The 11692-nt window shown below is 72.6% G+C and carries 6 protein-coding genes and 1 pseudogene; all 7 read right to left on the bottom strand.

What is annotated here, in order from left to right:
- Positions 1-43 precede the first annotated feature (43 nt).
- Complete coding sequence (locus tag AB0I16_RS34370) at positions 44-1120, bottom strand: glycoside hydrolase family 43 protein (RefSeq protein ID WP_363253603.1); 1077 nt, start codon at positions 1118-1120, stop codon at positions 44-46.
- A gap of 31 nt (positions 1121-1151) precedes the next feature.
- Positions 1152-3638: pseudogene (locus AB0I16_RS34365) on the bottom strand (alpha-L-arabinofuranosidase C-terminal domain-containing protein).
- 186 nt (positions 3639-3824) lie between these two features.
- Entirely contained in the window at positions 3825-4658 is an 834-nt protein-coding gene (locus tag AB0I16_RS34360) for a pectate lyase (RefSeq protein ID WP_363253602.1), read from the bottom strand.
- 99 nt (positions 4659-4757) lie between these two features.
- The gene (locus tag AB0I16_RS34355; protein WP_363253601.1) at positions 4758-5624 is read right to left on the bottom strand and encodes a hypothetical protein; all 867 of its coding nucleotides are present in this window, start codon (positions 5622-5624) and stop codon (positions 4758-4760) included.
- On the bottom strand, positions 5621-6172 hold the full coding sequence (locus tag AB0I16_RS34350) for a SigE family RNA polymerase sigma factor (RefSeq protein ID WP_363253600.1): 552 nt from the start codon (positions 6170-6172) through the stop codon (positions 5621-5623). The genes AB0I16_RS34355 and AB0I16_RS34350 overlap by 4 nt, the downstream gene beginning before the upstream one ends.
- A 79-nt stretch (positions 6173-6251) precedes the next feature.
- Positions 6252-8549 carry an alpha-xylosidase gene (gene yicI, locus AB0I16_RS34345; RefSeq protein WP_363253599.1) on the bottom strand — a complete coding sequence of 766 codons (2298 nt, stop codon included), beginning with the start codon at positions 8547-8549 and terminating at the stop codon, positions 6252-6254.
- The gene (locus tag AB0I16_RS34340) at positions 8546-11473 is read right to left on the bottom strand and encodes a glycoside hydrolase family 3 C-terminal domain-containing protein (protein ID WP_363253598.1); all 2928 of its coding nucleotides are present in this window, start codon (positions 11471-11473) and stop codon (positions 8546-8548) included. Before AB0I16_RS34340 ends, yicI begins: the two co-directional genes overlap by 4 nt.
- Positions 11474-11692 lie beyond the last annotated feature (219 nt).

Genomic DNA, 11692 nt, shown 5'->3' with positions numbered 1-11692 from the left:
GGCACGGACACCGGCCGGTGTCCGTGCCGCGCCTCGTCGTGTCCTACACGGGGCCGTCCGCCACCGGCACCCCGAAGTCCGGGGTGCCGTCCGGGTTCCACTTCAGGGGCTGGATACGGGTGTGGCGGTTGGGGTCGTTCAGCGGGTCGCCGACGATGTCCCGGTACTGGCGGGCGTGGTAGACGAGGACGTCGGTGCGGCCGTCCTCGGCGACGGTGAACGAGTTGTGGCCGGGGCCGTACTGCTTGGTCGTGTCGTTGCTGGTGAAGACCGGCCGGGGCGACTTGGACCAGGACCTCGGGTCGAGCAGGTCGCTGCCCGCCTTCGCGGTCAGCAGCCCCATGCAGTAGTTGGCGTCGGTGGCGCTCGCGGAGTACGTCATGAAGACGCGCCCGTTGCGCTGGAGGAACGAGGCGCCCTCGTTGACCTTGAAGCCGACGCACTCCCAGTCGTACTCAGGGGTGGTCAGCCGCACCTGGGGCCCCGTCAGCGTCCAGGGGTCGGCCATCCGGGAGAGGAACACGGCGCTGTTGTGGTTCTCGGCGGGGTCCTTCTGCGCCCAGGCGAGATAGCGCGAGCCGCGGTGGGTGAACGTCGTGGCGTCCAGCGAGAAGGTGTCCCAGGCGGTCTTGATCCGCCCCTTCTCGGTCCAGGTGCCCTTGAACGGGTCGCGGTGGCCGTTCTCCAGGACCCACATGCGGATCTTCCACACGTCGTCGGCGGGCGCCGCGGCGAAGTAGAGGTACCACTTGCCGTCGATGTGGTGGATCTCCGGGGCCCAGATGTGCGCGGCCATGTCCCCGCTGGTGTGCCGCCGCCAGACGACGGACTCCTCGGCGGTGGCGATGCCGGCCAGGGTCCGGGAGCGGCGCAGGATGATGCGGTCGTACTCGGGGGCGGTCGCCGTGAAGTAGTAGCGGCCGTCGCCGTGGCGGTGGATGTGGGGGTCGGCGCGGTGCGGGACGAGGGGGTTGACCGCGCGGGCCGCCTTGCGTGCGCCGGGTGCCGCGGCGAGGGCGCCGCCCTGTCCGAGGGCCGCCGAGCCGGCCACGGCGGCGCCCACGGCGAGGCCGCCCTTCAGGAGCGTTCTGCGGCCGGGGTGGTGGTCATGGGTGTGCACGTCGGTGTTCTGCCTCTCCGAAGAAGGTGGCTCAGCCGGTCTTGATGCGCAGGAACGTGATCGAGTGGGCGGGGAAGGTGTACGAGAAGGAGTCGCCGACGCCCCTGAACACCGACTCGACGGGTCGCACCGGCGTCGCGTCCTTGGTGTTCTCGGCGCCCGGTGCGGCGGCGAGCGTCGTCACCCTCGCCTTCCCGGCGGCCTTCGCGCCCCGGCCGAGGTCGACCTTGGTGCGGGCCTCCGAGCCCTGCGCGTTGACGACCTTGACGATGAGGTCACCGGTCGCCTTGTCGCGCGTGACGACCTGCCGGAAGGGTTCGGCGACCTTGTCGTCGGTGAAGGAGCCCCACTTCTTCCCGTCGAGGTAGAGCGCCACCTGGCGCCCGCGCACCTCCACGCGGATGTCGTAGGTGCGGCCCGTCTCGATGGTCGTGGAGTCCTCGGCCAGCGTCTGCTTGGCGCCGTCCACGCCCTTCTCGACGGCGGAGCGGGTGTTGTTCCAGCCGCCGAGGTTCCACCAGTAGTAGTTGCCGGTGTCCTTCACGCCGAAGGCGACCATGAAGCCCTCCTTGCCGGACTTCTTGGTGGCCTTCACCTCCAGGTCGTAGTTCTGCCAGCCCTTGTCGCCGGCGGTGACCAGGGTGTTCTCGGCGCTCGCGTCGGACTGGACGTAGGCCCCGTCCTCGACGGCCCACGTGCCGCGGCCCGCCGCCCTGCTCCACTTCCCGTCACCGGCGGAGAAGTCGTCGGTGAGCAGGGACTCGCCGTCCGCCCCGGTGACCCGGACGTCGTCGTACGCGGCGCTGGTCGCCCAGGTGGACAGGCCGACGGCGCCGGTGACGGGTCCGGACGTGGCGGGGGTGCCCGACGCCCTGGACGGCACGACCTCGTCGCCGACGTTGCGCATGAAGAGCTTCTGCGTCTCGTAGTTGGCCGAGCCCCATGACTGGTCGTTGTCGAACCAGATCATGTTCGGCTTCCACTGGACGTAGTCCTCGTTGGCGAGCAGCGGCGCGTAGGAGGCGAGCTTCACGATGTCGGCGTTGCGCTCAAGGCCGGTCATGAACGCGGCCTCGGAGAGCGCGTTGCCGAAGGTGTTGCCCTGGGAGGCGTACTCGCCGAGGAAGACCTCGGGGCCCTTCCGGTCGTAGGAGTCGTAGCGGCCGTTGTTCTCCAGGAACCACTGGGGGCTGTTGTAGTAGTGCTCGTCGACCATCGCGACGCCGGCGTCGCGGTTGAGCCGCCAGGCCCTGTCGAAGACGCTGCCGCTGTCGTCGGGACCCGAGTTGGAGACGACGGTGATCTCCGGGTGCTTCGCCTCGATGGCGGCGCGGAACTGCTTGAAGCGGGCGAAGAACTCCTCGGGGAGGTTCTCCTCGTTGCCGACGCCGAGGTGGGTGAGCCCGAACGGCTTGGGGTGGCCCATCTCGGCGCGCTTCCTGCCCCACTCGCTGCCGACGGGGCCGTTGGCGAACTCGATGAGGTCGAGGGTGTCCTGGATGTGCCGCTTCAGGAGGGCCGGGTCGTCGGTGGCCTTGTTCTGGCCGCAGCCGGTCACCAGGGCGGGCACGACGGGCAGCGGCATGGCGCCGGTGTCCTCGGCGAACTGGAAGTACTCGTAGTAGCCGAGGCCGTAGCTCTGGTTGTAGCCCCAGAAGTTCGCGTTCGTCGCGCGCTGCTCGACCGGGCCTATGGTGTCCTTCCACTGGTAGGAGCGGGCCCGCTGCCAGCCCGACTTCTCGTCGTACGCCTCGTGGCTCCCGGTGTTGACCAGGCAGCCGCCGGGGAAGCGCAGGAAGCCGGGCTTCAGGGCGGCGATCTTCTCGGCGAGGTCCTTGCGCAGGCCGTTCTCGCGGCCCTTGTAGGTGTCGCGGGGGAAGAGGGAGATCTCGTCGAGCGCGACGGGAGCGCCGCCCGACGCGACCGTCAGCCGGCCCGCGGCGGAGGTGCGCTTCGCGGTGAAGGACACCTCGTACTTCGCCCAGCGGTCGCGCGGGGTGACCCGGCGGGCGGTGGCGAGCCCGCCCGTGGCGTCGTGCAGCGTGAGGGTGAGCGGCGCGCGCCCGGCGCCGTCCGTGCGGGCCCAGACCGAGAAGTCGTACCGCTCGCCCTTCCGGACCGCGATGCCGGTGTTGTAGCCGGAGTTGGTGACGGAAGCGTCCGCGGCCAGGGTGAGGTAGGTGCGGTTGCGCTCGTTCAGGCGGCCCCCGTCGTTCACCGCCTTGGCGGTGCCCTTGGTGTCCCAGGAGGTCAGCGGCGTGTAGGAGCGGTTGTCCGCCGTGCCGTACTCGAAGGACCTGTTCTGCACGAGTTCGGCGTAGAGCCCGCCGTCGGCGGCGCGGTTGATGTCCTCGTAGAAGACGCCGTACATCGAGTCGTCGATCTACGCGCCGGTGCGTGAGGTGTCGACGTCGATCGTGTAGTCGGTCCCTTCGGCCGCCGCGCCGGGGCCGGTGGCGAGCGTGCCGGCCAGCAGGACCCCGACGGTGAGACCGAGTCTCCGTCGTCTGTGCGCCATGTCATCCCCTGTCGGGTTGTTCGATATCTCGAACATTGGTCAACACTTCGAACAGGTAGGGAATGTAGGAAGCGGAAGGAGCGTGCGTCAACGCCTGGGACGAAGTTGGTGTGATCAGGGCGTGAGAAAGCCCCCTCCGGATGCACCGTCGGGGGCGTCCTCACACGGTCGGCTGCCGGCGTTCGCCTACTTGTAGGTGATGTCCGCCGCCGTGAACCGGCAGTACGTGCCGTCGGGGCCGTGGCCCGTCTCGACCGGCTCCGCCCCCGTGTCGTTGCCGGTGAAGCGGGAGCAGGTCTTGATCTTCTTGTTGGTGTCGCCGTAGATGCGGACGTTGCGCAGCGTGGCGGTGTCACCGTAGTTGGCGTTGATGCCGACGATCGCCTTGCCGGGGGCGGTGATGTCGACGTCGTCGATGACGACGGTGCGCTTGTACTGCTTGGAGCAGTTGCCGCACGTGCGCACCAGCTTGCCGAAGTCGGAGACCTGGAACTTGGTCACGACCAGCTTGCCCGCGCCGTTGAACTGCAGGACCTTGTCGTCGGCCTTGCGCGCGCCACCGCCCTTGACGGTGTACGTGGAGCTCGCCGACGTGCCCTTGAACGTGGCGGCGTCCTCGCCGACGTCCTCCCACCACACGTTCTCCAGCGTGCAGCTGCCCTGGCAGTGGATGCCGTCGGCGGCGGGCGAGCCGATGACGACGTTCTTCAGGGTGGCCCCGTCCTTCAGCTTGAAGAGGGGGTCCTGGCCCTCGTCCTGGCCGTCGCCGCCCAGCTCACCGCTGCCGTAGTAGCGCTTGAGCCCGCCGTCGCGGGTGCCGGAGACCTCGATGGTCTTCGGCACCGCCTGCTTGCCCCTGGCCTCCGGCCAGGCCGTGGCCGCCCCCGCGGACGTCGTCATGACGGAGGTGGTGACGAGGGCGGCACCGGTCAGGCCGAGCGCCGCGACGCCGCCGACGAGGGCGCGGCGGCGGGTCCGGCTGCGGCGGTGGCGCGTACGCCCGTTGGCTGGTGAAGTCATGTCCGGGTTCCTTCGGTGGTCAGAAGTGTGCGTCTTCTGGTCGCCGCCCGCCGGAGAAGGGTTGCCGCCCTCGGGAAGAAAAGTGATCACGCCGCGGAATCAGTCCTCCCGCGGCTCCCGCGGGGCGAAGTCACCCTTCCACTCCGTCCGTTCGCTCTCGGTGCCCGCCTCGATCCGGTAGCGGTCGCCGTGGGCGTCCCGCTTCCCCCCGGGGTGGTTGTACTGCCCGGCGAACGTGTGCTCGCCGACCGGTACGGTCCGCCCTGCCCTCAGCGTCCACCGGTAGACGAGGAAGCCGTCCCGCTCCCCCACCGTGACGTCGAAGTCCGCCTCGGGGAGGGAGCGCCAGTTGCCGGTGTCCTCGACCTTCGCGCCCATGTCCACGCGCAGCTCCACGGTGAGCGAGGTCAGCGGCTTCCTCGCCTTGAGGGTGATGTCGCCCTGCGACCAGTACGCGCTGGACCCGGGGTCGACGGACCCGTCCGCCCAGAGCAGTTCGGCCGCGGGCACCTCGGTGGAGGTGCGCGGCGGGCGGGCCGGCCGCGAGGACGTGCCGCCGCCCGGGGGCCGGGCCGACTTCGGGGGCCCGGAGACCGGCGGTGTCGCCGGGGTGCCGCCGGGGCGGCGGGTCGGGGGCGTGGTGTCGCGGGTGTGCTCGCTCGCCGCGGGGGCCGGTGTGCCGGGCGTCGCGGTGGTCGCCACGGAACTCCGGCCGGTCTCGTCGGCGCGCAGGGCCGACGCCACGCCGTAGCCGCCGACCGCGCAGACGCCGGCCGCGGCGGCCGTCGCCGTCACCACGCGCAGCCAGGACGCGCCCGCCCCCCGGGGCCGCTTCGCCTGCCGGCCGGGCCGCGGTCCCGCCGCCATGCCCTGCTCGACGCGGGCGCGCATCCGCTCCCGGTCGGGACGGTGTGCCTGGGCGGCACCGCGCAGGCGCCCGCGCACCTCGTTGTCGTCGTCCCTCATGTGCTTCCCCCCGTGTCCGCCGTGACGGCGCGCACCCGTTCCCACGCGGTCTGCGGGCCGAGGCGCCGCTGCAGTTCCGCCATGCCCTTCGACGTCTGGCTCTTCACCGTACCCACCGAGATGCCCAGCGCCTGGGCGGTGTCCTTCTCGGAGAGGTCGAAGGCGTGCCGCAGCACGACACAGGCCCGCTTGCGGAAGGGCAGCGCGCGCAGCGCGTCCCGTACGTCGACCACGGCGGGTACGTCGGGGTCCGCCACGTCCTCGCCCCGGCCGGACCAGAAGAGCGTCACGCGGCGGCGCTCGCGGACGGCGCTGCGGATGCGGCTGCGCGCCATGTTCGCGACGACACCCCTGGCGTAGGCCGCGGGATGGTCGGCGGCACGTACCCGTTCCCAGCGGTGCCAGAGCGCGAGCAGCGCGTCGGCCGCCAGATCGTCCGCGCCATCCGTCTCGCCCGTCAGCAGGTGGGCGAGGCGGGCGAGTTCGGCATAGTGCCGCTCGAAGAAGGCATGGAACTCGGCGGCCGCGTCGTCGGCGGCCGAAGGCATAGGTGTCCTCTCTCCCACGGTCTCCGGCGCGGCGCCCACGGTGGGGCGCGCCGGTCTCCCCGTATCGGAATCGCGCACTCTAGCCGGTCGTCGGGACCGTGAAGACATCGGCCAGGGTCACCTCCGTCTCCCCGCGCGCGGACGCGCGCCCGTCGGCGGTGCGGAGGCGGAAGGGCCGGGTGGTGCCCGTGGCGCGGACGGTGACGCCGTCGCCGTGCCGGGTGGCGCGGAAGGTCGCGGCGGTGCGTCCTCGCAGGTCGGGTACGGCGACCTCGGCGTCGTACGTGCTGTCGGGCGCCGTTTCGGGGGTGGCGAGCAGCGTCAGCTCCGCCGGCCAGTCGCCGTCGGGGCGTAGCTCGTCGGCGCCGAGCGGCAGCAGGGCGCCGGGGCGCACGTACAGCGGGAGGCCGTCGAAGCCGTGGGTCTCGCGGCGCCAGCCGGGGCCCCGGACGCGCTCCCCGGTGAGCAGGTGGGTCCAGGTGCCCTCGGGCAGGTAGAACTCCACGTCGCCCGCGGCGCTGAAGACGGGGGCGACGAGCAGGTCGGGGCCGAGCATGTACTGCCGGTCCAGGGTGCGGCAGGCCGGGTCGCCGGGGAACTCAAGGAGCATCGGCCGCATCACGGGCACACCGTCGCGGTGGGCCTCGACGGCGGCCCCGTACAGGTAGGGCATGAGCCGGTGCTTCAGGCGGGTGAACTTCCGGGCCACGTCCACCGCTTCGTCGCCGAACGCCCACGGCACCCGGTAGGAGACGTTGCCGTGCAGGCGGCTGTGCGAGGACAGCAGGCCGAAGGCGAGCCAGCGCTTGAAGACCGCCGGGTCGGGGGTGCCCTCGAAGCCGCCGATGTCGTGGCTCCAGAAGCCGAAGCCGCTGAGCGAGAGGGAGAGGCCGCCGCGCAGCGACTCGGCCATGGCGCCGAACGAGGCGAAGCAGTCGCCGCCCCAGTGCACGGGGAACCGCTGGCCGCCCGCGGTCGCGGAGCGCGCGAACAGGACGGCCTCGCCCGCTCCCCGCTCCTTCTCCAGGACCTCGAAGACCGTGCTGTTGTAGAGCTGCGCGTAGTAGTTGTGCATGCGCTCGGGGTCGGAGCCGTCGTGCCAGACGACATCGGTGGGCACCCGCTCGCCGAAGTCGGTCTTGAAGCAGTCGACGCCCTGGTCGAGCAGGTCCCGCAGCTGGTCGGCGTACCAGGCGCGGGCGGCGGGGTCGGTGAAGTCGACCAGTGCCATGCCGGGCTGCCACAGGTCCCACTGCCAGATGTCGCCGTTCGGCCGCTTGACGAGGTGGCCCCTGGCCGCGGCCTCGGCGAAGAGCGCGGACTTCTGCGCGATGTAAGGGTTGATCCACACGCTCACCCGCAGCCCGCGCTCGCGCAGCCGCTTCAGCATGGAGCGCGGGTCGGGGAAGACGGCGGGGTCCCAGCGGAAGTCGGTCCACTGGTGCTCGCGCATCCAGAAGCAGTCGAAGTGGAAGACGCTGAGGGGCAGTTCGCGTGCGGCCATGCCGTCGACGAAGCCGGTGACCGTCTCCTCGTCGTAGTCGGTGCAGAAGGAGGTGGAGAGCCAGAGGCCGAACGACCAGGCGGGCGGCAGGGCGGGGCGGCCGGTGAGCGCGGTGTAGCGGCGCAGGACGTCCTTCGGGGTGGGTCCCGCGATGACGTAGTACGCGAGCGACTGGTCCTCGACGCTGAACTGGACCTGTCCGACCGCCTCGGAGCCGATCTCGTAGGAGACCTTGCCGGGGTGGTCGACGAAGACGCCGTAGCCGCGGGAGGAGAGGTGGAAGGGGACGTTCTTGTACGCCTGCTCGCTGCTGGTGCCGCCGTCGGCCTGCCAGATGTCGACGCTCTGGCCGTTCCTGACGAACGGCGTGAAGCGCTCGCCGAGGCCGTACAGGCACTCCCCCACGCCGAGCGCGAGCTGGGTGACCATGTGGTGGGCGCCGTCGGGCGTCGTGGCGAAGCCGGTGCCCCTGCGCTCCACGGCGGTCAGCCCGCGTCCCTCGGCGTCGAGGAACTCCATGCCCCAGGGGCCCGCCGTGTCGAGGCGCAGGGTCAGCGGCCCGGCGGCGAGTTCGACGACGGTGCCCTCACGGGTGACGCGCCCAGCGTTCCCCGTGCCCTCGACCGTGAAGTCGGGGCCGCGCCGGGCCTTGCCCGCGTGGTGCACGGTGCGCACGCCGATCACGCCCTCGGCGGGCGAGAAGCACTCGACGGTGACGAGCGCCGAGTTGAGGGTGTCGCCGCGCTCCCGCACCGGCCGCACGGCCGCGTACGCGGTGAACCGCCCCTCGCCCTCCTCGACGTCCCGCACCTCGGTGGCGTACGAGGCGTTCACCCCGTCGCGCATCAGCCAGCAGCCGTCGGTGAACTTCATGCGCCGTCCCCCCGTTCCGCGGTGCCGGTGAAGGCCAGGCGTGCGAGCCTGACGGGGCCGCGCAGCCGTACGCGCAGGTCGCGCACGCCGGACACGGCGAACCCCGCGGTACACGCGGTGTAGTCGTACACGCCGCCGGTGCGGGGCACGGCGACGGTGGTGGCGGTGCTGTCCGCGATGAGGTCGACGGCGCCCTCGCCCGCCGCCTCGACGGTGACGGCGGCGGTCCCCCCGCCGAAGTCGCAGGCCTGGAAGTGCAGCTCCCCCGTGCCGTCGCCGACGGCCCGCACGGCGTCGCCCGACGCCCTGCTCCGGTCGACGATCTCGGTGCCGCGCTGGGTGTCGTACCCGGCGGCGGCCAGGCCGGCCCCCTGTACCGGCCTGGCCTCGGGGGCGTGCCCGCCGAGCTCGACGGGCAGCGACAGGCGGATGTCCCCGCTCGACGCCCCCGCGAGGAGTTCGTGGGTGCCGGGCGCCACCGTCCAGCGGTCGTGCCGCACGTCCCAGAACCCCGGGGCGGTCACGGGCACCCGGAACACGAGCCGCTGGTGGGCCCCGGGGGCGAGGGTGACGCGGCGGTGGCCGACGAGCTGCCGGTGCGGCAGCTCCACGACGGCCCGGCGGGGCGCGCGGACGTAGAGCTGCGCCACCTCGTCGGCGGCGCGGGACCCGGTGTTGGTGACGGTGAACGCGACGTTCAGGGTGTCGCCGTCGCGCTCGGCCGTGAGGCCGTCGTACGCGAAGGAGGAGTAGCCGAGGCCGTGCCCGAACGGGTAGAGCGGGGTGCCGTCGAAGTAGAGGTAGGTCTGCCGGGAGCCGATGATGTCGTAGTCGAGCAGCCCCGGCAGGTCGGTGTCGGCGGCGTACCAGGTCTGCGGGAGCCGGCCCGCCGGTGGGACGTCACCGGCGATGACGCGGGCGAGCGCGGTGCCCCCCGCCTGCCCGCCGTGCGCGGTCCACAGCAGCGCGGGCAGCTCGGCGTGGGCGTCGGCGACCGCGTACGGGTAGGCGCTGACCAGGGCGAGCGCGGTACGCGGGTTGGCGGCGCGGGCCGCGCGCCACAGCCGGTCCTGGTGCGGCGGCAGGGCGAGGGTGGTGCGGTCCTGGGTCTCGCGGCCGTTGATGTGCGGATCGTTCCCCGCGACGACGACCACGGTGCGGGCGGCGGCGGCCACGCGGCGCACGGCGTCCTCCCCGCGCTCAAGGACCTCGACGGTGAAGACCTCGGCGCGCCCGGCGGCCACGGCTCCGCCTTCCCCGGCAACCTTCACGCCGTCGGCGGCGACTGAGACGTGCCCACCCGTCCCGGTGTGCCGGAGGAGGTGCCCGCTCCCGTGCCCGTCGCCACGCCCGTCCCCGTCCCCGCCTCCCCGCGCGACCAGCTCGAACGTCTCCTGGACCACCCAGCCGCCCGGCTGGTCGGCCGACGCCCGCACGAAGCCGTCGTGGGCGACGGAGAGGTACCGCCCGTCCGGCGCCCGCAGCGTCAGGGCCCCCTCGCCCCAGTCGGCGAGGGCGAACTCGGTGGCCCGCGCGCCGTCCCGGGTGACGGTCAGCGGCGGCAGGTCGGTGCGGCCGGGCACGAGCGCCGGGTCGAGGGCGCCCCCGGCCGCTCGCGCCAGGGCGGCGGCGCCGGACGCCGGCACGAGCAGCCAGCCGCCCGCGCACTTCAGGCGCACCCGGTCCACGCCCTCGGCGAAGGTCACGCGGTCGGTACCGAAGCGGTCGCGCAACCCGTCGAGCAGGGAGCTGCGGCGGATCAGGGTGCCGCTGTACCAGTCGGTCTTGCACTCGTCGGCCAGGAGCCCGACGACCGCGACGCGTTCATCCCCGGCGGGGGGTGCGAGGGGCAGCAGACCGTCGTTCTTGAGCAGGACGACGGCCTGCTCCGCGGCCTCGCGGGCCAGCTCCCGGTGCGCGGCCGTGTCGATGCCGCGCGCGTCGGTCACCTCGTACGGGCCGCCGTCGGGGTCGAACTCGCCGAGCCGGAAGCGGACGGTGAGGTGCCGGCGTACGGCCGTCTCGACGTCGGCCTCCGTCAGCAGGCCGCGGGCCAGCGCGCGCCGTACGCGGCCCACGACGACCCGCGGGTCGGTCCCGTGGTCGGTGAGGCTGTCGACGCCGGCGAGGAGTGCCGCGGCGACGGCCTCCTCGTGGGTGTCGAAGTAGTGCTGCGACGCGACGAGGTTGCTCGGCGCGCCCGCGTCGGAGCAGACCAGCAGTTCCTCGTCGGTCCAGTTCCGCAACTCCTCGTTCAGGTAGGGCGATACGTGGTTGGGACGGCCGTTCACGAGGTTGTAGGCGGGCATCACCCCGGCGACCGCGCCCGCCTCGACGACGGCGCGGAAGGCGCGCAGGTCGTACTCGCGCAGGACGCGCGGCCGAACGGAGGCGTTCGACGTGTCCCGCAGCGTCTCGTTGTTGTGCGCGAGCCAGTGCTTGGCGACCGGGGCGGTGCGCCAGTGCACCGGGTGGTCGCCGCGCAGGCCGCGGGTGAACGCGGCGGCGAGGGCGGAGGTGAGGTGCGGGTCCTCCGCGTAGCCCTCCTCGTTCCTGCCCCACAGCGGATGGCGCAGCAGGTTCACGGTGGGCGCCCAGACGTTGAGGCCGACGCGGGCGTCGCGCGAGCGCATGGCGCGCGCCTCGGTCGCGACGGCCTCGCCGACCCTGCGCAGCAGATCGTCGTTCCAGGTCGCGCCCAGCCCGACGGCCTGCGGGAACACCGTCGCGGGGCCCATCCAGGCGACGCCGTGCAGGGCCTCCTGACCGGTGCGGAACGCCGCGATCCCGAGCCGGTCGACGGCGGGCGCGTACTGGTGCAGCAGGGTGACGCGCTCATCGGCCGTCAGGCGGGACAGCAGGTCGTCCACGCGCTTGTCCAGCGGGAGGCCGGGGTCGCGGAACGGGGGCGGACTCTCGGTCACGTGCGGGTCCCCTCGGCGGGCGGCGGCTGGGCGGCGGAACGGGAGGCACACTTCCTCGAAGCGCTTCGATGCTCACGGCCGTGCCGGAACATGTCAAGACGAGCGACGCGACCAACCGGGACCGCCCCCACCGTGAGAAGAAGTCCAACTCCCGTACTGCACAAGGCAATTCACGCCGAACCCTTGTGACCGTCAGGGCGGTCACCTAACCTCGCTGCC

Origin of the sequence: Streptomyces sp. NPDC050703, assembly GCF_040654435.1 — a bacterium.
Lineage (GTDB): Bacteria > Actinomycetota > Actinomycetes > Streptomycetales > Streptomycetaceae > Streptomyces.
The sequence above is the reverse complement of the archived record's forward strand: the minus strand, read 5'-3'. Positions and strand labels throughout refer to the sequence as shown.

Bases quoted from the DNA above. Each gene is read 5' to 3' on its own strand.
- AB0I16_RS34355 (WP_363253601.1), bottom strand. From the start codon at position 5,624: ATGAGGGACGACGACAACGAGGTGCGCGGGCGCCTGCGCGGTGCCGCC.
- AB0I16_RS34350 (WP_363253600.1), bottom strand. From the start codon at position 6,172: ATGCCTTCGGCCGCCGACGACGCGGCCGCCGAGTTCCATGCCTTCTTC.
- AB0I16_RS34360 (WP_363253602.1), bottom strand. From the start codon at position 4,658: ATGACTTCACCAGCCAACGGGCGTACGCGCCACCGCCGCAGCCGGACC.
- yicI (WP_363253599.1), bottom strand. From the start codon at position 8,549: ATGAAGTTCACCGACGGCTGCTGGCTGATGCGCGACGGGGTGAACGCC.